The organism is Enterobacter cloacae complex sp. S2 (assembly GCF_015159675.1).
GTDB lineage: Bacteria > Pseudomonadota > Gammaproteobacteria > Enterobacterales > Enterobacteriaceae > Enterobacter > Enterobacter intestinihominis.
Window position 1 is genome coordinate 1 of the sequence record NZ_JADDTS010000029.1, and the last position, 21664, is coordinate 21664.

The window sequence follows — 21664 nt, forward strand, 5'->3', positions numbered from 1 at the left end:
TTTATTGCTTCTGCATAAAATCCCTCAGCCCACAGGGAGAGGGAACGCAGGGCCTTACTGGCCCTGCGGAATATCGCTCGCATCCTGGTGCAAATCATCGGCCGCCGCCTGTACTGGCTGCGACGGCGTCGCCATGATGGCGTTCCAGGTGGCCTTTAACTCTTTCATGTCATATTCCGGCTCACCTTTCGGCTGCAACAGAATCAACGCCATATCCTGAGACAGCTGCTGCCGCAGATCCTGATTCAGCATCTCCACGGTCAGACCGTTCAGGAAATCCTGACGCAATTTCTGATACTGCTCCGGCGCGATATCCACGACCTGATTCTGTAAGGAGCGAATGCGCTGGCTGATTAAGATATCGGTATCGGCGCGGGCATAGGTGGCAAACAGTTTCTGCAATTCGAGGGATTTCTGCGCCACCAGCGCGTTAAATTCCTCTTCAGACAGGCCCTCTTTACGCACTTTAGCCAGCTCTTTCGCCACCACGCCGAGATTGGCATTCAGCTTATCACCCGGCGATTCGACGTTAATGGCGCACTGGGCGCGCTGGAACAGCACGCGGCAGTCAAAGCCCAGACCAATGTCTTTCACGTTGTTCTTGCTGAGCGTCTGCTGAACATGCCAGAACAGCGCTTCACGCGCCAGGTCCGCACGCCAGTAACGCAACAGCGCCGAGGACTCGCGGATCGGCTGCCAGGCGGTATCCCACATCATCGAAAGACGATCCTGACGCACGGTATCCGTCATGATACTGACCGTCTCAGGACGCAGCGGGGACAAAGTAGGAACAGGGGCGGGCGTTTCACGCTTCCCTTTTAGATCGCCAAAGGCTTTGTTGATCTGCTCTATCACCGCACGGCTGTCCACGTTGCCCACTACAATGAGGGTCATGGCATCCGGGGTGTACCACTGCTGGTAGAAAGATTTCACCTGCTCTGGATCCACCGGCTGTTTCAGCGGTTCTGCCGGGTCGTGTCCAAGCAGCGTGGACCCTTTCAGGCGGTAGCGCCACCAGCCTTCTTTGGTATCCATCGGCCAGGTCGCCACCATGTCGCTGTTGCTCAACGCATAGTTTACGGTCTCAGGCGTAATCGCCAGTTTGCCGGTGGCATCGGATAGATAGGTAAGCGCTTCTTTAAGCAGATCGTTACGGTTGTTGGGCAGGCTCAGATTAAACATGGTGTAGTCATAGGAGACCACAGCCGGGGGCAGCGGGCGTTTAGGATCGATGGCCTGTTGCCATAAAGAACGCACCTGAACCGCCTGCAAACTGCCGCTCTGGGTGAGCGCCAGTCGAGGAATAAAATGGCTTAAGCCGGTCTGCTGGGTGCTTTCAGTGAGGGAGCCGGTATTCACAGCCAGACGAATTTCAATGCGATCGCTCGGACGTTGCGGAGTGGATAACACCTGCCACTGGAATCCGTTCGCCAGTGTTCCCTGTTGCCAGGCCGGGTCTGGCTGGAGCGCATCTGCCTGCACATAACTGGCTGCTGCCATCATCAGCAAACCGCCGGTTAAGAGTCGAATTTTTGTGCCCTGCATGTGAACCCCTGATCAACATTCCTGGTTAAAGAGAGTGTCTCGCGACGTGAGCACTCAAAGATGACGATGAAAACCTTCCGATTAGACAGCGTGTTCGGCTAAACGTCACGGGCGGAAGCGAAATATACCCAAAAAAATTTTGTCGAAATATGACAGGTATGAGCGGTTATTATGCGCAGGTGCCCGCATCCCCACAAGGGAATACGGGCATTTATGAGGGATTAAGAGGATAAACCGGGGGTTTTGTCCTCAGATGTGCGATTATTCAGCGTATCGTTAAGTTTCTTGTGATCCAGCTCTTTTACCCACTTCGCCACCACAACCGTCGCCACACCATTACCAATCAGGTTGGTTAACGCGCGGGCTTCAGACATAAAGCGGTCGATACCGAGGATCAGGGCCAAACCCGCCACCGGCAGATGGCCAACCGCTGAGATAGTGGCCGCCAGCACGATAAATCCGCTACCCGTTACGCCCGCCGCCCCTTTCGAGGAGAGCAGGAGGACGACCAGCAGCGTAATCTGATGGAAGATATCCATGTGGCTGTTGGTGGCCTGAGCAATAAAGACCGCCGCCATCGTCAGGTAAATCGAGGTGCCGTCCAGGTTAAAGGAGTAGCCCGTAGGAATAACCAGCCCCACCACTGACTTACGGCAGCCCAGCTTTTCCATTTTATCGAGCATACGCGGCAGCGCGGACTCAGAAGAGGAAGTGCCGAGGACAATCAGCAGCTCTTCACGAATGTAACGGATAAATTTGAAGATGCTGAAGCCGGTCGCACGAGCGATGGAGCCGAGCACCACCACCACAAACAGAATACAGGTGATATAGAAGCAGATAATCAGCTGGCCAAGCTGTACCAGCGTGCCGACGCCGTATTTCCCGATAGTGAAGGCCATCGCGCCAAAGGCACCAATCGGGGCCAGACGCATAATCATGTTGATGATGCCGAAGATAACCTGCGAGAAGCTTTCAATGACGTTAAAAATCAGCTGACCTTTGCTGCCAAGACGGTGCAGGGCAAAGCCAAACAGCACGGCAAACAGCAGTACCTGGAGGATATTTCCGCTGGCGAACGCGCCAATCACGCTGCTCGGGATCACGTCCAGCAGGAAGGCAACAATCCCCTGATCTTTCGCCTGTTCAGCGTAAACCGCCACCGCTTTCGCATCCAGCGTGGCCGGGTCAACGTTCATGCCCGCGCCAGGCTGTACCACGTTGACAATAATCAGGCCGATAATCAGCGCGATCGTACTGACAATCTCGAAGTACAGCAGGGCAACCGCCCCCGTACGCCCGACCGCCTTCATGCTTTCCATACCGGCGATACCGGTCACCACGGTACAGAAGATGACCGGCGCGATGATCATTTTGATGAGCTTAACGAACGCGTCGCCAAGCGGTTTCATTTGCGCGCCCAGCTCCGGGTAGTAGTGACCGAGCAAAATACCGATGGCGATGGCTGTCAGGACCTGGAAGTAAAGACTTTTGAAGAGTGAGGTTTTCATAGGGTGTCCCTGGAAAGAATAACTACAGGCTTTGTAAGGTTATGGTTAACCTGCGGCTTTAAAATAACACCCACATAACAGGACAGAAATAAACGGGGTTCAAATTTGAAACACAAATGTTAAGAACTTTGAGCTGGCTCGCACAAGCCAGCAACAAAATTACACTTTTGCGTTATTGCCAGCGTCGGCGAGATAGCGTCGCTCAAAGGTATCCGTCGGCACGGCGCGGCCAAACAGGAAGCCCTGACCGCTCTCCACACCCGCCGCAGCCAGCCACTCGCGCTGGGCTTCGGCCTCAATACCTTCGGCAGTCACGTGCAGGTTCAGGCTGTGCGCCATCTGGATAATGGCCTGCACCAGGCTGCAATCCTCCGGCAGCCCTTTCACAAAGGTTTTGTCGATTTTCAGGACGTCCACCGGCAGGGTTTTCATGTGCTGGAGCTGACGCAGGCCGGAATACCCCATACCAAAATCGTCCAGCGCAATGCGGATCCCGGCATTACGCAGCGGTTTCAGAATGGCGACAGCGTCGTCAGGATTGTCAATACAACGGCTCTCGGTGACTTCCAGGATCAACGTGTGGGGCTGGATGCGGTAGCGATGGATCAACTCGAGCATATCCGGCACCATAGTCGGGTGCATCAGCTGTAGCGCAGAAAGATTCACCGACAGCGGCAGCGTGATGCCCCGTTGTTGCCAGGCCGCAAGCTGGCGACACGACTCTTCCAGCACCCAGTATCCGACGGTGACCATCAGTCCGCAGGACTCGATACGTTCGATCATCCCCTCAGGCAGCTCCCACGTGCCGTCCGGCTGCTGCATGCGCAGCAACGCTTCGGCGCTGGTCACTTCACCCGTGCGCAAATCCACCTGCGGCTGTAGCCAGAGCGCAAACTGGCGATTGTCCATCGCCGTCAGAATGTCGCTCTCTTCCGTCAGGCGCTGCTGGGCTTTTTCCATTTGCTCCGGATCAAAGAACTGGATCTGGTTTTTGCCTTTTCGGCGCGCGGTAAACGCTGCTGAGAAAGCCCGACGGTATAACTGCTCGGCGGTCAGACCACCGTAGTACATTGCGATACCAATGCTGGCACTTGGGCGTAGCTGGATACCCTGAATGGGTAGCCGCTCATTTATGACAGTGAGTACTTGCTGACCTAGCGTAATAGCGTGCCACGGCTCTTTTACACCGTGCGCAATCACCACCAGGTCATAGCCGCTGACCTGGGTAAGTACCATGCGCGGCGCCAGCACAGATTTGATTTTTTCCACCAGCGTCAGTAATAGCATCTCGCGCTGGCTCTCTTTCAGCACGCCCGTCGTGTCCTGCAAGGTCTCGCAGGCAATCACCATCAGCGCGGTGGTCTGCTGGCGAGCGACGGTCTGCTCCAGCAGGGCCATTAAAAACGCTTTGTTTGGCAGGTCGGAAACCGGGAAACGGGTGGCGTTATTACTGACCTCTTCCTGCTGACGCAGGACACGCTGCTGGTTGATATTGTAACTGCGGACCAGCATGCCGATTTCATCGTCGTGATGCAGACGCGGCAAGGGAAGCTGATGCCCCATGTGCTCCTGCGGAGAGAGGTCATTCAGCTCCCGGGCTATGCGGCGCAACGGATGCACAATTAACCGGTTGATGCACCACGTCAGCGCCACGCTCAACATTAAGGTCAAAAGTAAGTAAGTAGTCACTAACGTAGCAACCCAACTCATGACGAATTTATACATGCGGTACGAGTCCGCCTGTAGTACCAGATAGGCCAGCGGCTGCGGGTTAGCCGGTCTTTCCAGGGAATAGAGAGGCAGGGAAATCTGCACCGGCAGTTCAAACAGGCGCATCACCATCATCGGGACGGGACGCTCCGGGATAAAGCTCATCCGCAGCGCCTGGAACTGGTTCGGCAGCACGACGTCGGCGCGGCTCACGATACCGGCGGGCTGAATGCGCTTCAGGATGGATTCCGCCTCGGGGATATCCCCTTTCAGGATCGAGGCCGACAGGGGTTCCCGCACCGAGCGAGCAATACTTTCCAGTTGCGAAGCCGTGTTATAGCGATTCTGCTGTACGGAATGAAACAGCAAAATGACGCAGAAGATGAAGACAAACAGCATTGTGACGGCAGACACCATCGCCATCTGTTTGATCGTTAAGGAACGGCTGACACGCAAAATGACTCTCCACAAAACTCGAAGCGCAGGGCGCACCAGGGCGTAAACCTGGTGCGCCCGAGTATACCCGATAGCTGCACTTTTAAGAGAGACTTACAATTAGATTAAGCAAAAATCCGATCACCAGTCTGCATAAGGCACCAGCGGTTCCGGCGGTAAGTCCATATCACCCTGCCAGCCTGCGGCAGAATACCGAACATAGAGCAGCGCATGGCTCGGGGTATAGTCTTTCGCTTCCTGAATATCGACGCCCAGACCGACAAACCAGTTGGACGTCACACGGCGTTCAACAATCGCCCTTGCGGTATAACCCGTCCCTGACGAGCTACTTCCGGTTCCCATCACACCTTTATCGGTATAACGGCCTGGCTCATTGTCCGGGATCAGCCCCTGCAACGGATAACGCATCACATCCTTTGTTTTTGAATGGGACCATGAGACGGAACCGCCCAGCTCCCATGACCAGTTCTCTGTGCGTTTACGCCAGTTCACCGGTAAGGCGAACGACACATACTCCTGGGGACTGTAGTAACCGCCCTGGCCCATCGAATAGCCACTTAAATCTTTATCGTAATGCCAGAGCATATTGGACACGCCGACCGTCAGACGCTCGTTGTTCTGATTGATAAGCTTGTAGTAATAGCCGGTCATCCAGCGGACCCGCCAGTTATCTTCGACATTCTTCCCGGTGAGGCTGTCGGCACTCAGGCTTGACCAGATCCCGTTAGCTTCGCCTTTGTCGTAGCTCATGCTCACGCCGCCACCGGTAGCACGCACGCCGCCCCAGGTGGTGTCGGTATTGGGATCTTTTTGCCCGGCGAAGGCCAGCACAGAGCTGGAAATCGGACGACGATGGGCGTTCAGGGTGTAGCCAATCGGCCCCAAGTCGTTGCTGTAGCTCAGGCTGCCCACCACATCGACCACGTCGAAGCCCATCGGCGTTGTACCGATGTCCCACGCCCAGGTTTTGTTCTGCCAGCCGACTGCCACGCTGGCGCCGTTGGCCGACTGGTTCGTGCTGCCGTGACATGGCGTTTCGGCGCAGGTACCCCATGTCGGATCGTAGGTTCCGTTATTGGTGTCAAAGGAACCGGCGTTCATATTGACCAGATCGCTACGGAAGAACATGCGGCCATCCGATAGCGGCGCATCCACCTGGAGCATAGTGGTGTGCGCTTTCAGGTCGGAATAGCCCCCCGTGCCGCTGGATCCCCAGTAGTCGTGTTGCAGCGTGACGTTCAGATCCTGCTGACGATAAAGATCGCCTGCATCGCTGCGCACGCCGCGCTTCAGCCAGTCATCTTTCTCATCGTTACGCGTAAGACGCGTAAAGCTGTCGTTATCGGTCGGACGGGTCGTCGTGATGCCCGATGAGACCATCGCATCTTTCCAGGTGTCCAGCGCCTGCTGAGGCTGACCATTTTGTGCCTGGAAGCGGGCGGCATCACGTATCACCAGCGCACTTTCCATAGAAGGCGGCTGCGATTTTGCCTGAGGAACAATGGCGTTGAAGGTCTTTTCTGCCGCGGCAGGATCACCCAGACCGGCCTGCGCCATGGCGATCCGGCGCTGCATATTGAGGGAGAGCGGTTCGCCGTTTTGTGCCGCGGGCAGTTTCGCCAGCTCAGCGCGAGCGGCGTCCCTGTTGCCCTGAGCAAGATTGACTTCGGTCAGGCCGAGAATTGCGTCTTCGTTCTGCGGTTCCCGTTGCAGGACGGTGTTGTAGGCGGTTTTCGCGGCCTCGTGATCGCCACGCTGTTCAGCCCAGTCTGCCAGCGTTAAGTCAATACGGGTGGACGGGGGCTGCTGGCGAAGCAGCGCTTCCGCTTCCTGCTCTTTTCCACTGTCGCGCAGGCGGTTGGCGGTTTCCAGCACCTGATTACTTTGCAGGCGGTCCGCCAGCGCCTGGATGTTGCCGTTCCACTTGTCGCGCGGCAGCGTGTTCAGATGCGCCAGCGCGGCCCGGTCCCGATCGTTACCGGACAGGTACAGCCCGCTGGCGTAAACCTGATCCGGATCGCCCGGTTTCTGGCTTGCCAGCTGGCGCATCAGGTTATCCGCCTGGCTGCGCTGACCCGCGCTATACAGATCGCGTGATAGCCGGTAGGTGATCCACACGTCGCCCGGGGAAAGCGCAAGGCGTCGGCGCTGAATTTCTGCGGCCTGCGCATAGTTTCCCTGGCTTTCCAGCTGTTCAGCCTGAGCCGAGAGCTGCTCGTTCGTCAGGCTACGTTCAATATCATCAATGCTGCGGCGCTGGCTGGCAGAGAGCGACTGAATAAACTGCGTCGCCTTCTCCGGAGACTGCTCGCGATAAATATTGGCAAGACCGCGTACCGCGTTGCTGTTGCCGCTGTCCATCCGCAATGCCTGGCGATAATAGCGTTCAGCCGCGTCGTTATCTTTCCGCGCCGCCGCCGCGTCACCCAGCCCCAGGACCGCGTAGCTGTCCGTATTGTCAATGTTGCGCGCCTGCTGATAATAGCGTTCCGCCTGGGCTGTCTTGTTGGCTTTCAGGGCGTTATCACCCTGCTGGATCAGCAGCCAGTATCGGTTAACCTTCAGCAGGCTGTCCCATTTGCCCCGGTTGTCGCTCTGCGGATCGAGGGCGATCGCCTTTTCAAACTGCGCAACCGCGCGGGCGCGATCGCCTTTCTGCGAATAGGCCTGCCCCAGCGCGCCTACGGCTTCACTGTCGGCGTGGTTGGCGCTGACTGCTTTCTGCAACTCCGTTACCGCTTTACTGCCCTGCCCGGCATCCACTGCGGCTAACCCTTCGGCTTTGGCGCGAAACGCCGGATCGGCGAGCTGTTTTTGCTGCGCTTCAAGCTGGGCGCGCGCCGCCGTCACGTTATCGCCATCGCTGAACACGCTCAGGTATTGTTGCAGCGCGGTAACGCTGGTGCTGCTGGCCGGCTGATCTTTGATCTGCTGGTACCACATGTCCGACGCCTGACTGCGGCCATTATTCGATTTGGCCATCTCCTGTAACACCGCAAACCCTTCATCACGCCGTCCGCTCTGGAACAGAAGCTGCGCCAGCGAAGCCTGTAGCGGGGCGTTGCCCGGACTGCTGGCGTTGATTTTCTTCAGCTGATTAATGGCCAGATTGCGGCGGGCAGGCTCTTTCGCCACCACGTTCCAGTACTCCGTCGCGATGTCGCCGCTGGGCGGATTACCGTCAAACAGTTTGTCATACGCGGCAATAGCTTCCTGCGTGTGCCCGGTGGTGGCGAGCAGACGAGCCTGCTGGAGGGCCTGGCGACCATCCGGCGTGGAGAGCAGCATGGTCGTACGGGAGGACTGATACGCACTGGAATCGGGTGCCATTCCTTTCAGGCGATCCAGCTCTTTTTGCGCGCCCGCCGTATCCCCCTGTCGTAACAGGTAGCGGAAGCGAGCGGCAATCACGTCCGGATTGTTGGGGTCGATCAGCTCAAGGCGATAGAGCGACTGGCGCACCAAATCCTCACGCTGGGTGGATTCCCCCAGACGAACCTGTTCCAGCAGCTGTCTCTGCTGCGGGGAGTTGGCGGCCTGGGCCAGGGGCATGAGCGCCAGGCCAAGCGATAAGGCGAGTAGATTTAGTGTGAACGTGCGCATTCCTGGCCCCAATCCGGTAGTAATTCACCTTGCGCGGTGAAACGAAAACGATGCTGATCCCACCCTTGTCCAAAGAGGGTCAGAACGTAGCTGTAATAAGCATTGTTATCGGGAAAACGATCGGCGACACGCTGGCGTTGCACCGCCTGCGCGTCCCGTTCTTGTAAAAATGGAAGCAGGGAGGCAGAAAACCCTACCGGCCCATCTCCGGTACGTTTTCCGGTCGCTACGTCCACTTTTTCCGGCGGTAAGCCTTGTTTGATTGTGGTGGTCGCCATGGGCTTGAAACGCGCCAGTAGCCGGGCTTTCTGCGGATCGTTATCGTTCATCATCCCTACCCACAGATAGACGCGAATCGCATCGTAACTGCCGATCAGGGTCGTATCCTGCTTCAACTGCCAGCCGCCCTTTTTCTGGTATTTCACCCAGTTCGGGGAAAATCCTTTTGGCGCGGTCTCCAGCAGCAGACGCAGGTTGGTTTCACGGAGCGTTGTCCACGGTGCGCCGAAACGGGTGAAATAGCTCGCAAGCTGCGGCGGCAGGTAGCTGGGGTTGAAGCGCCAGACACTCTCTTCGGCAAAACCGACTTTACCCGGCAGCAGCATAGAACCCAGCCCCGGCACCTTCACCACTTCCTCACTGGCAATGCGCGTCAACAGCGCCTTACCCGTGCGCGTGTAATCGGGATTTTTCCACAGCCGCCCGGCTTCCAGCAGCGACCAGGCAATCCAGATATCGGCATCGGACGCGGAGTTAGGGTCGATAACCGCCCAGGTGTTGTCGTCCTTTTTTCCCCATAGCCACGCCGGGAGATGTTGGGCTAAATCCCCCTCGGCAAGGTTATCGCGCGTCCATGTCAGCAGCAGATCAAACGTCTTGCGATCGTTTGCTGCCAGGGCAAAGAACAGTCCATAGCTTTGCCCTTCGGAGGTGGTGATTTTGCGCGCGTCACTGGGATCAATGATGCGCCCACTTTCGCTCATATAATCCTGCTTGAACGTCTCCCAGGCAGGCCAGCGACAGGCGGCATGCAGATTCGCCGCCGCCAGCATCAACGCTGCGACTACACACCCGCGAAAGATTTTCATCACGGCTTACTCATGGTCCGGGTTAAGACGACGACGGCTGATGATTCGCAGCAGACGCCACAATACCCACGCCAGCAATACAACGCTGAGCGCAGCCAGCACGGCCAGCAGCACCGGGTGGTTAGAGAGGGCGTACCACAGGCGTTCGAACCACGGCAGATGACCGACGTAGTAGACATCCCCCACGCGCAGGCTGTTTACCCCCGACTCACGGATCACCGAGACGGAACCGAACATTGCCGCCCGTTTACCGCTGTCGTTCATGGCCGTGTTGAGCAGCTCATAGCCGCGCGGGCTGTCCGCCAGCAGGGCGATCACGCTGCGCTGGTCGTTATACGGAGACTGGAAACCGACAATCGCAGCCATCGGACCCGTTGAGCTTACGGTCGTCCTGATATTGGCCTGACGATCGCCGCTGTCCGGCATGATGCTTGGGAACTCGGTCTGACGCAGCGGCGTGTTGACCCATGACTGAGCCGCCTGCACCAGCAGATCGACGCGCTTCTCGTCTTTCAGCTTGTCCGGAATGTTGCCGATGACCATGATATCGGCATCTTTGTTCTGGATCTGGCTACCGTCATCCGTCACCGTCACGTTGATAGCCGGTAAGCCGGTTTGCGCCCCGACGGTGCCCATGGTGTCCAGCAGCGTGGCAACCTGGCCTTCGTTGGCCGCTTTTGGCATCACGACAATCGATTCAGAGAGATCAGCCATGCGGCTGAACGGGAAACTGGCGTTAGCAAACGCACGCAGATCCGGCATCGCGATAAAGTGGTAATACTTCGAGAAGTCGATTGTGGAATCATCACCAATCACCACGTGGTTTTGCACCGGCTGGAAGGTAATACAGTTTTCCACCGATCCACCCGGCATCGGGTTCATGTACTGGAAGTTAAACCGCAGCTGGTTCACCGCACCGAGCTTCAGCGCCGGGATCGACACATCGGTTTTGCCATCCAGCAGCCCCTGCAATACAGGCAGACGAAGCATCAACCGGTTTGTCTCCTGGCTGCTGGTCAGGCTGAAGGATTGCAGGAACTGGTTGTTGAGGCTGATATCCATGCGCGAGCTGTCTTTGGTTACCGGCGCGGTGTAACGGTAGTTCAGGTTGATATCAATACCGTTGGTGCGCAGCAGATAGAGATCCGGCGGCAGGTTCAGCGACAGGCTGACAGGAGAAGGTTCAAGCCCGGTTGACTGCAATTGCTCTTCATAGGTTTTCAGCTCGCCGAAGGTAATCGCGCGGTCGGTGCGGACCCAGTTCGGCGCATCATAAGGCTTACGTGCCAGCAGCGGTTTCACCTCATCCACCACGACGCTATTACCGCGGAACAGGATATTGCCCTGCGCAATGCCTTTTGCCGCCTGCACCAGATCTTTATCATCACGCCCGAAGATCACCAGCAGCTTCACGTACGGATTGTCGGGATGGCTGATCATCTCGATGGTGGGCGCTTTCACCTCTGGATGGTCCCGCAGGAATGCCGGGCGTTTGGCGTTGGTGGCAAACACAATCGCGTTTTTGTCCGGCATTTTGTCGTACATAACCGGGAAACTCTGGCCACGCCAGCCGGAGCGGGAACCAAACCAGGATGCCACGATAGAGGCCGCCAGCTGTTCGGTCACATCAGGAGAGCCCGCAAACACCATTGGCAGGTTCAGTGGACGGTTATCACGCGGGTCGAAGAACGGCACCGGGAAGGCGGAGAGATCGTTTTTCAACGCCAGCGGCTGATAGGTCATCTGAAGCGAAGAGTTACGACCAACATCCAGCCACAGGGTGCTGCTGGCCGGGTTTTCACAGACATCGCGGTAATGGCCGACAAATTCCAGACGCACGCGGTTAAAGTCGGTGATAAACAGCGGGTTAATCGGCACCTGAGCCAGGGTTTTCTTACCCAGTTGCTCTTTGGTGACGGGCAGGACGTACATCAGCTCATCATTCAGATAGACCTTAAGCTGGGATTGCACCGGCAGCAGCGACGGCGATGGCGTGTATTCCAGGTTGAGCATCGCTTTCGACACGACTTCATCGCTACGCATACCGAATTCGACACCGCCATTTGGGTTGATGCCGCGCAGAACCATGCTGCCCGGAGGAGGCGCGATCTGGGCGAACGTCAGCTTAACGTCACGCGACGGCGTATTTTCCGCAACCACCGGTGCACTGGCTCCCGGCACGCCAGGCATAACCTGCCCAACCACCGGGTTGTCGGCGGGCAGCGTATTCCCCGTCGTCGGCTGATTCGGGACGACGTTTTCCGTCTGCCCCGGCGCCGCCGTCACTACCGGATCGGTCGCTTGCGCGACGACAGGCACCGTTGGCGCGGGTGTGGTCGCTGCGTTATCAGGCGCCGCGTTAGCCACTGTTGCAGGGAGCGCACTCATCCCCATTGCCACTGCACATAACCAGGAAAGTTTTGTTTTCATCGCGTTATCATCATTGTTGAGCCATAACCGGGTCCGCCTGCTTCGCTTCATCTCGCTCAGGTCGACGCGGAATGAACGACACGACCCAGGAAACCAGTGAAGTAAGTGACCGGAAAATTAATTTCACCGACGACGGGGCAAATTCTGCAAGGTGACGATAGCCACGGAACCCCAGCTTAAGAATATCCAGCAGGCTTTCCAGAGGCTTATCCTCAGGGAAGCTGTCCTGCCAGAGAGCCCACGTATCCGCGCGGGCAAACGTACACTGCACAAAATCAATGTGTTGCTTTTTAGTCAGCGGCATCAGTTGCAGACCCACTTCATTTCCTCTCACACGCACCACCTGCGTCGGGAAGACATACTCCTGCTGGCCGCGCTTAAGCAATAGGTTGACCTTCTGCCCCTCAAGCACCTTCGCCTGACCGTTGATCTTGATACCCAGACCGCCATCCGAAAAGTCATGTACGGTACAGGAGAAGAGATGTCCATCGTCGCGGGCAATGGCCGCTGGCATGCTGATTTCGACGCGATGCGCGCGGCGAACCTGTTTGCTCTCCACCGATACCGCCACCGCGCCACCGAGGATAATCAGGTTATAAAACACCCACGCCATACTCACGAAGACCGTCAGAATTTCGTTTTCCGGGCCGTAGAAGTAGCGCCAGACCCCAACAATCACGCCCACAATATTCAGCAGCACCAGGAAGATATAGGGCCGGGAGATCACCCAGTCGACATACTCCTCTTCCACCAGCCCGCCCTTCGCGGTGACGTTGAATTTCCCTTTATGCGGGTTAATCAGCGCCACCATGGTTGGCGGCGCGATATACCAGGCCAGCACCGTTTCGTAGATTTCACTCCAGAACGAATGGCGATATTTCCCCTGAATCTTCGAGTTCGTCAGGCTGGCGTGGATCATGTGCGGCAGAACGAACAGGGCAATCATCAGCGCAGGCGCATAGATGATGTAAGCGTGAAGAAGCAGGAACGCCAGCGGCGCAGTGAGGAAGATAAGCCGTGGAATACCCGACAGGAAGTGGAACATGGCGTTGACGTAGCACAGCCGTTGCGCCAGTTTCAGTCCTTTACCCATCAGCGGGTTATCGAGGCGGAAAATTTGCACCATGCCGCGCGCCCAGCGAATACGCTGGCCGATATGCGCCGACAGGGATTCCGTGGCCAGCCCCGCCGCCTGAGGAATGCGCATGTAGGCGGAGGTATAGCCAAGACGGTGCAGACGCAGCGAAGTGTGCGCATCTTCCGTGACCGTCTCGACGGCGATCCCGCCAATTTCATCCAGCGGTTTACGGCGGATCACCGCACAGGAGCCGCAGAAGAACGTTGCGTCCCACATGTCGTTCCCGTCCTGCACCAGACCATAGAACAGTGTGCCCTCGTTCGGGGTTTTACGAAAACGACCGAGGTTACGTTCAAACGGGTCCGGTGAGAAGAAGTGGTGCGGCGTCTGCATCATCGCCAGCTCTTTCTCCTTCAGGAACCAGCCCATGGTCATTTGCAGGAACGAGCGCGTTGGCACGTGGTCGCAGTCGAAAATAGAGACGAACTCCCCTTTGGCATATTTCAGCGCATTGTTGATGTTACCGGCCTTAGCGTGTTCATGCGTGGTACGGGCGATGTACTCGACCCCTACTTCGTCCGCGAACTGGCGGAACTCGGCGCGGCCACCGTCATCAAGGATCCAGATTTTGATTTTATCCTTCGGCCAGTCGATACCCAGCGCGGCGTAAATGGTGTTTTTCACCACCGACAGGTCTTCGTTGTAGGTCGGCACGAAGAGGTCCACCGTTGGCCACTGGGTCGTGTCTTTTGGCAGCGGCACCGGCTGTCGATTCAGCGGCCAGATAACCTGGAAGTAACCCAGCACCAGCACGATCCAGGCGTAGGTCTCAGCAAACAGCAGCACTAACCCACACACCAGGCTGACCGGATCGTCCCAGTTCAGCGTTGAGGTATATCGCCACCAGATGTAGCGGCAGGAAACGGTCAGCGACAGCACGATCAGCATCAGGGCAGAAAAACGCCCTGGTATGCGCCGCACCAGCAGCGCCACGCCCCACAGCAGGATCAGGAAGGTAAACTGTGCCAGCGGGTTGAAGGGCTGGGTAATACAGACCAGCGCCAGTATGAGCGAGAACACCACCACCACACCGAGAATAAAACGCCGTAAGCCCGGGTGAAGGTGCCCGAGCTCTTTGTGATTATCTAAATGACCTGTTCTATCGCCAACCCGGTCGGGTAGCCGGTTAAGCCACTGGTGATAGTGTTCACGTAAGTTCTGCACGCGATCGAAGCTGCGCCAGCGGGACGTTTTTTTCTCCGCACCCGTTGAGGTCGCCAGAAGCCAGATGGACTGTATAGCGTAGCGCGCGGGATCGAGCGGACGCGGCTTGTCAGGGTTGATATGCGGATAGAGTTCACCGTGGCGCGCACGAATACGTTGCCAGCGTGGATGTTCGAGGGGGATGAACATCCACGCCAGAATCATCCAGAAGCAGCCCAGCGCAGCGCTCAGCGATGAGGCGCCGTGATGACGGTAATGGCGGTAGCGTTCACTTAAGCGCGAACTGACCGGCGGGATGAGCAACCAGTTGGTCAGGCGGCTCATACTGAACTCCCGGCAGGCTCCGGCCGTTTAGCAAAGTGCAGCAGACACCAGTTGGCCAGCGTCAGGATCTCTTCTGCCGCCAGTGAATCACTACGGTACTCCCCAAGCGGTTGTTTGGAAGCGAGGCACTCCGCCATCGCTTCGTCACGATGAATAACCATTGGCAACAGGCGGCGCTGACTCTGGAGCCAGACCTGGTACAGATCGTCCTGGATCTGGCTGCCAATGCGCAGATCGTTAATCAGAATATGGGCATTGGCAGGCATTGCCTGTTGATGCAGACGGATATGACAATTCGCATCTACGTTCGCAATGGAGAGCACATGGTCGCACTGCGACAGAAGCTGGCGGGTCAGCGATGCGGCGCCGTGCGGCAGGTCCAGCAGGATCCACTGATAGTGTCCGCTCTCTTTCAGACTCTGCAAAGCGGTGGTGAAGCGAGAGAACAGGCGCTGAAACGCAGCTTCATTCCCGCGTTCGGTTTCCGTCATCTGACCAAAGGGAAGCAAATCGAGCTGGGAGGTATAGCGCAAACCCGCATCCCGCCAGTCTTTATCGTCCAGAAGCGCGCGCCCCCAGCCGTTTTCATGCGTAAAGTCGACATTGAATGACATGCGCAGCAAATTATCGGAGCAGGCATCAATAACCAGTACTGATTCACCTAAAACCTGTAATGACCACGCCAGCGCCGCGGTTACGGAAGTTGTACCCACTCCACCACGGACGCCCTGTAATCCTAGTACGGCCATCAATGGCTTCCTTATTGTTGTTGGGCAAACTCAGCTAATAACGGCCAACGTTTAATAGCCGCAGCCAACTGTTCCCGCTGGGAAATATCGGTGTAATCTATTTCAGGCAATGAAAAAGCCTGCGTGAGCGCCAGAAAATCGTTTTGGAATGTGTAACCCAGGCTTGGGTCGACTGGAGTTGCGGGTTCGTTATTTTGCATTCTTATTTCATCCCTTTGAGTAAAATCATAAGATTCAGATGCAGCGAGGCGTCCTGCCCACGAAATTTCATTTACATGCTAAATCTGATGTTCTTTAATTTCAATGTTAGGTTTATTTCTACGCTTTCGCTAGTAAACTGAGAGACATAGAAATTCGACGAAAAGAGGGACACCGTGGACTCCATATTTTCTATTGGCATCCAGTCATTATGGGACGAATTGCGCCACATGCCAGTCGGAGGAGTCTGGTGGGTTAATACGGATCGTAATGAAGATGCCATCAGTCTGGTAAACCAGACGATAGCGGCGCAGGGTAAGGATTACCGCGTGGCCGTCATTACGATGGGCGATGAGCCAAAGTCAATCATCAGGCTCGAAACTGACCGTGGACCCCAGACAGTACGATTATTTTCCATGCCAGCGGAGGCCGACAGTTTATACTTTTTGCCCCGCGATATTCAGTGCTCTATTGTTCCTGAACACTATTTACTGATTCTTAAATGTTCTCAAAACGGTCTACAAAATATCCCGTCTGAAAAACTGCTGAAATGGCTGGGAAGAATCAGCAGATGGGCAAAAAATCAAAATTGCACCTTATTGGTTGTTAACCCGGGCAGTAATAACGACAAACTTTTTTCACTTTTAATGAGTGAATACCGTTTCCTCTATGGCCTGGCCAGTATTCGTGTCCAGACTGACAGCCATCTTTACGACGTGGCTTTCTGGTGCAATGAAAAAGGGGTGAGCTCCCGACAGCAGCTTACCCTCAAAAATGTCGGGGACGAGTGGCATCTTGCTCAACAGGAAGAGACGGTGGTTCAGCCACGCAGTGATGAAAAGCGCGTTCTGAGTCATATTGCGGTACTGGAAGGTGCGCCTGCACTGTCTGAGCATTGGTCACTGTTCGAAACTAACGAGGCCTTATTTGATGAGGCGCGCACCACGCAGGCGGCGACCATTATCTTCTCGTTGATCCAGAATAACCAAATCGAAACGCTGGCACGGCACATTCACACATTACGTCGCCAGCGCGGCAGCGCGTTAAAAATCGTGGTACGTGAAAATAATACCAGCCTGCGCGCCACCGATGAGCGCTTATTACTGGGCTGCGGCGCGAATATGGTCATTCCCTGGAATGCTCCCCTGTCGCGCTGTCTGACGCTGATCGAAAGCATTCAGGGCCAGCAGTTTAATCGATATGTTCCGGAAGATATCAGCACCCTGCTTTCAATGACGCAGCCGATGAAACTGCGCGGCTACCAGAAATGGGACACCTTCTGCGATGCGGTGGGCAACATGATGAGCAATACGCTTTTACCGGCAGACGGAAAAGGGGTGATGGTTGCCCTGCGTCCTGTGCCGGGCATTCGCGTTGAGCAGGCGCTCACCTTGTGCCGCCCTAATCGTATCGGGGATATCATGACCATTGGCGATAATCGCCTGGTGCTGTTCCTCTCCTTCTGTCGGGTGAACGATCTGGATACCGCCCTGAACCATATCTTCCCGCTGCCTACCGGGGATATTTTCTCGAACCGCATGGTCTGGTTTGAAGATAATTTGATCAGCGCTGAGCTTGTCCAGATGCGAGCCCTGGCACCTGAAAAATGGGCCAAACCGTTGCCTGTTACAAGTGGTGCCAAACCGGTTCTGAACGCGAAACATGACGGGCATGTATGGCGTCGGGTTCCTGAGCCGCTACGCTTAATGGATGAGAACAAAGAGAGCGTTCCATTATGAATATCAGCGATATCATCCAACTGGTTGTTCTGTGCGCGCTGATTTTTTTGCCGCTTGGCTACTATGCACGCCATTCCCTGCGCCGTATTCGCGATACGATCAGATTACTGTTCGTCAAACCTCGCTATATTAAACCCGCCGGAACACTGACTCGCGCTTCAAACGTCAAGGCAAACCGAAAACATGACTAATTCTACCTATACCTCTTCAGCGCCATCGCCACTCTGGCAATACTGGCGCGGTCTGTCCGGCTGGAATTTCTACTTTCTGGTGAAGTTTGGTCTGCTGTGGGCAGGCTATCTTAATTTCCACCCGCTGCTTAATCTGGTGTTTATGGCATTCCTGCTGATGCCAATCCCGAATCTCAGGCTGCACCGTATACGTCACTGGATTGCTATCCCTATCGGTTTCGCCCTGTTCTGGCATGATACCTGGCTACCCGGCCCCGAAAGCATTATGAGCCAGGGTTCCCAGGTCGCAGGTTTCAGTGCGGACTATATGCTCGATCTGGTTGAGCGCTTTATTAACTGGCAGATGATTGGCGCGGTATTTGTCCTGCTGGTTGCCTGGCTGTTCCTGTCTCAGTGGATCCGGGTGACGGTGTTTGTCGTCGCGATTATGATCTGGCTAAACGTACTGACGCTGACGGGCCCGAGCTTCTCGCTGTGGCCAGCCGGTCAGCCGACGACAACCGTAACCACCACGGGCGGTTCCGCCGCCGCTACCGTCGCGACAGCAGGGGATACGCCTGTGGTTGGGGATATTCCAGCGCAGACGGCGCCGCCGACATCTACGAACCTGAACGCGTGGCTCTCCAGTTTTTACGCTGCGGAAGATAAGCGTCAGACGAAATTCCCGGACGCGCTGCCTGCCGATGCTCAGCCGTTTGAGTTGCTGGTCATTAACATCTGTTCTCTGTCCTGGGCTGACGTTGACGCGGCTGGTTTGATGTCGCACCCGTTGTGGTCGCATTTCGATATTCAGTTCAAAGACTTCAACTCGGCCACGTCGTACAGCGGCCCAGCGGCTATCCGCCTGCTGCGCGCGAGCTGTGGGCAGCCCTCGCATAAGAACCTCTACCAGCCGGCAGCTAACCAGTGTTACCTGTTTGATAACCTGGCAAAACTGGGCTTTACCCAACACCTGATGATGGGCCATAACGGTCAGTTCGGTAACTTCCTGAAAGAAGTGCGTGAACAGGGTGGCATGCAGGCCCCACTGATGGACCAGAAAGGGCTGCCAGTGACGTTACTGGGCTTCGATGGCTCGCCGGTCTATGACGATACCGCCGTACTTCAGCGCTGGTTTGACACCGTCGGTAAAGAGGAAGGGACGCGTAGCGCGACGTTCTATAATACGCTGCCGCTTCACGACGGGAACCATTATCCGGGCGTAAGCAAAACGGCCGATTACAAGGCCCGTGCGCAGAAGTTCTTTGACGAGCTGAACGCGTTCTTTAACGAGCTGGAAAAATCAGGTCGTAAAGTGATGGTGGTGGTGGTCCCGGAACATGGTGGAGCGCTGAAAGGCGACAGGATGCAGGTGTCTGGTCTGCGCGATATCCCAAGCCCGTCCATCACAAACGTTCCGGCCGGGATTAAGTTCTTTGGCATGAAGGCACCGCATCAGGGCGCGCCAGTTGAGATCACCCAGCCAAGCAGCTATCTGGCCATCTCGGAACTGGTTGCTCGCGCTGTAGACGGTAAGCTGTTTGTGGAAGATAGCGTGAACTGGGATCAGCTCACCAGCGGGCTGCCGCAGACGGCGGAGGTATCGGAAAACGCCAATGCGGTGGTGATCCAGTATCAGAATAAGCCTTATGTCCGACTGAATGCCGGGGATTGGGTGCCGTATCCGCAGTGACCTGCTACACCCTCTCCCCTGTGGGGAGAGGGTTACTCTGCACTTCGTAATGAAATTTCACCGCCCACCCAGGGCTTAATCACGCCATCCTGTTCAAGCAGCAACGCGCCCTGCGCGTCAATGCCGCGTGATGTGCCGTAAATCTCTTTATCCCCAATCAGCAGCTTCACCGGTCGGTTAATAAAGTTATCCAGCTTTTCCCAGCGGGACAGGAATGGCGCTAACCCCTCTTGTTCAAAGAGCGTCAGCGAACTACGCAACTCATTGATCATGCGGACGGCAAGCGTATTGCGATCGATGGTGATCCCCGCTTCCTGTAGGTTGGTCCAGGCCTGGTTCACGACATCGTTCTGCACGTTTCGCATCACCATGTTCAGCCCCGCCCCAATGACGATCTGTGCGGCATCGCCTGTTTTTCCCGTCAGTTCGACCAGGATCCCCGCCAGCTTTCGATCGTTGAGATACAGATCGTTGGGCCATTTTACCCGCACCTGATCGGCACCCAAATCATGCAGCACCTCTGCCATCACAATGCCGATGACCAGGCTCAGCCCGATGGCCGCAGCTGGCCCCTGTTCAAGCCGCCAGTACATGGAAAGGTAGAGGTTGGCACCAAATGGCGAAAACCACTTACGCCCCCGGCGGCCACGTCCTGCCTGTTGGTACTCGGCAACGCAGGCATCACCGGATTTCAGCTCGCTCAGGCGATCCAGCAGATACTGGTTCGTCGAATCAATGACCGGCAATACCGCGACGTTACCGTGTCCAATCTGGCTGCGGATGATCTCTTCATTCAGTAACTGGATTGGTTCCGGCAGACTGTAGCCTTTTCCCGGCACCGTAAACACATCCACGCCCCAGTCGCGGAGCGTTTGAATATGTTTATTGATGGCAGCGCGGCTCATGCCCAGCTGTTCGCCCAGCTGCTCGCCAGAATGAAACTCGCCATCAGCAAGAATACCGATGAGAGTTAACGGAATAGTATTGTCCTTCACGCAATGGTCTCCACGGCATTCACTTCGCCCGTTCGGCCAATAAAGCGAACTTCAGGCTCCAGCCAGACGTTAAATTTTTCGCCCACACGCTGGCGAACATGATGCGCCAGGTTGACGACATCCTCACTTGTCGCGTTGGACTGGTTGATCAGCACCAGTGCCTGCTGACGATGAACAGCAGCGCCACCGAGCGTAGTACCTTTTAATTCACATTGATCGATAAGCCAGCCTGCGGCCAGCTTCACGCTGCCATCTGCCTGAGGATAATGCGGGGCCGTTGGCCAGCCAGCGAGAAACGCTTTCGCATTTTCGCTGCCGATCACCGGATTTTTGAAGAAACTGCCCGCATTTCCATTAACTTTCGGATCCGGCAGTTTGGTCATTCGCATGTGGCAAACGGAATCAAAAACCTCACGCGGTGTGACGGTAGCCGGATCGAGACGGGCCAGATCGCCGTAAGTCAGAACAGGTTTCCATGCTTTCGCCAGACGCAGGCCAACAGCCACAATGACAAAACGATCCTGATAGTCGTGCTTGAAAATGCTGTCGCGATAGCCAAAGCGGCACTGCTCTGCGGTCAAACGCTTCGCCGTTCCGGTCGCGAGTTCGATGCAGTCGACATATTCGCAGACGTGTTTCAGTTCAATGCCGTAGGCACCGATGTTTTGAATAGGAGATGATCCTGCACAGCCCGGGATGAGGGCCAGGTTTTCCAGTCCGGGCATCCCTTTTTCAAGGGTATATTGCACCAGATGGTGCCAGTTTTCGCCAGCACCCACGTGTAAATGCCAGCTGTCAGCGCTCTCTTTACGCTCAATCCCCATGATGCGATTAACGATTACCGTCCCCGCAAAATCATCGAGAAACAGGACATTACTTCCTTCGCCCAGAATAAGTACGGGTTCACCGTTTTCTGTTGCGTTTTGCCAGGCATTCAGCAACTGCTGAGCACTGTCGGCACGTACAATTTGATTAGCATTCCGTTGAATACCAAAGGTATTCCAGGGCTTAAGGGAGTGATTCATAGACGCTATCCTGATGCAAAAACCGGGATAGTTTACCGTATATACGAAGGGATGGGTGATTAGTTTATGGAAAGGAAGCAGGTGCAGAAACGCAAAAAGGCCATCCTTTCGGATGGCCTCTTCACTTGT

The 21664-nt window shown here is 56.0% G+C and carries 14 protein-coding genes; 3 read left to right on the forward strand and 11 right to left on the reverse strand.

Going from position 1 to position 21664, the window contains the following annotated elements; genetic code table 11:
* Window positions 1-54 precede the first annotated feature (54 nt).
* The 9 genes from IPZ49_RS14245 to bcsR form a co-directional block, all read right to left on the reverse strand.
* The gene (locus IPZ49_RS14245; protein ID WP_063147202.1) at window positions 55-1545 is read right to left on the reverse strand and encodes a pitrilysin family protein; all 1491 of its coding nucleotides are present in this window, start codon (window positions 1543-1545) and stop codon (window positions 55-57) included.
* A 221-nt stretch (window positions 1546-1766) separates the two neighbouring features.
* The gene (gene dctA, locus IPZ49_RS14250; RefSeq protein ID WP_022649724.1) at window positions 1767-3053 is read right to left on the reverse strand and encodes a C4-dicarboxylate transporter DctC; all 1287 of its coding nucleotides are present in this window, start codon (window positions 3051-3053) and stop codon (window positions 1767-1769) included.
* 159 nt (window positions 3054-3212) lie between these two features.
* Entirely contained in the window at window positions 3213-5219 is a 2007-nt protein-coding gene (gene hmsP / locus IPZ49_RS14255; RefSeq protein ID WP_023307153.1) for a biofilm formation regulator HmsP, read from the reverse strand.
* A 120-nt stretch (window positions 5220-5339) separates the two neighbouring features.
* Window positions 5340-8822: a cellulose synthase complex outer membrane protein BcsC gene (gene bcsC / locus IPZ49_RS14260; RefSeq protein ID WP_063147204.1), complete on the reverse strand. Its 3483-nt coding sequence runs from the start codon at window positions 8820-8822 to the stop codon at window positions 5340-5342.
* Window positions 8804-9910 carry a cellulose synthase complex periplasmic endoglucanase BcsZ gene (gene bcsZ / locus IPZ49_RS14265; RefSeq protein ID WP_063147206.1) on the reverse strand — a complete coding sequence of 369 codons (1107 nt, stop codon included), beginning with the start codon at window positions 9908-9910 and terminating at the stop codon, window positions 8804-8806. The genes bcsC and bcsZ overlap by 19 nt, the downstream gene beginning before the upstream one ends.
* A 6-nt stretch (window positions 9911-9916) precedes the next feature.
* Window positions 9917-12340, reverse strand: coding sequence for a cellulose biosynthesis cyclic di-GMP-binding regulatory protein BcsB (gene bcsB / locus IPZ49_RS14270; RefSeq protein ID WP_074143177.1), 2424 nt, complete (start codon window positions 12338-12340; stop codon window positions 9917-9919).
* Window positions 12341-12350: 10 nt separating this feature from the next.
* Window positions 12351-14966: a UDP-forming cellulose synthase catalytic subunit gene (bcsA, locus tag IPZ49_RS14275; protein WP_023298842.1), complete on the reverse strand. Its 2616-nt coding sequence runs from the start codon at window positions 14964-14966 to the stop codon at window positions 12351-12353.
* Window positions 14963-15715, reverse strand: a complete 753-nt coding sequence (gene bcsQ, locus IPZ49_RS14280) for a cellulose biosynthesis protein BcsQ (RefSeq protein WP_023298843.1) — start codon at window positions 15713-15715, stop codon at window positions 14963-14965. Before bcsQ ends, bcsA begins: the two co-directional genes overlap by 4 nt.
* Before the next feature lie 11 nt (window positions 15716-15726).
* Window positions 15727-15915, reverse strand: a complete 189-nt coding sequence (bcsR, locus tag IPZ49_RS14285) for a cellulose biosynthesis protein BcsR (RefSeq protein WP_022649731.1) — start codon at window positions 15913-15915, stop codon at window positions 15727-15729.
* Between the two features lie 174 nt (window positions 15916-16089).
* Between bcsR and bcsE the strand changes: the two genes are divergently transcribed.
* The 3 genes from bcsE to bcsG are packed head-to-tail and all read left to right on the forward strand — an operon-like array spanning window position 16090 to window position 19515.
* Window positions 16090-17652: a cellulose biosynthesis c-di-GMP-binding protein BcsE gene (bcsE, locus tag IPZ49_RS14290; RefSeq protein ID WP_045309207.1), complete on the forward strand. Its 1563-nt coding sequence runs from the start codon at window positions 16090-16092 to the stop codon at window positions 17650-17652.
* The gene (gene bcsF, locus IPZ49_RS14295) at window positions 17649-17843 is read left to right on the forward strand and encodes a cellulose biosynthesis protein BcsF (RefSeq protein WP_022649733.1); all 195 of its coding nucleotides are present in this window, start codon (window positions 17649-17651) and stop codon (window positions 17841-17843) included. The genes bcsE and bcsF overlap by 4 nt, the downstream gene beginning before the upstream one ends.
* Window positions 17836-19515: a cellulose biosynthesis protein BcsG gene (gene bcsG, locus IPZ49_RS14300; protein ID WP_023298844.1), complete on the forward strand. Its 1680-nt coding sequence runs from the start codon at window positions 17836-17838 to the stop codon at window positions 19513-19515. Before bcsF ends, bcsG begins: the two co-directional genes overlap by 8 nt.
* A 32-nt stretch (window positions 19516-19547) precedes the next feature.
* On the opposite strand, the gene birA is transcribed toward bcsG, so the two are convergent.
* Both birA and murB read right to left on the reverse strand, forming a co-directional pair.
* Entirely contained in the window at window positions 19548-20510 is a 963-nt protein-coding gene (gene birA, locus IPZ49_RS14305; RefSeq protein WP_003861169.1) for a bifunctional biotin--[acetyl-CoA-carboxylase] ligase/biotin operon repressor BirA, read from the reverse strand.
* A complete protein-coding gene (murB, locus tag IPZ49_RS14310) occupies window positions 20507-21535 on the reverse strand; it encodes a UDP-N-acetylmuramate dehydrogenase (RefSeq protein ID WP_023307159.1) in 1029 nt (342 codons plus the stop codon). The genes birA and murB overlap by 4 nt, the downstream gene beginning before the upstream one ends.
* Window positions 21536-21664: the final 129 nt, after the last annotated feature.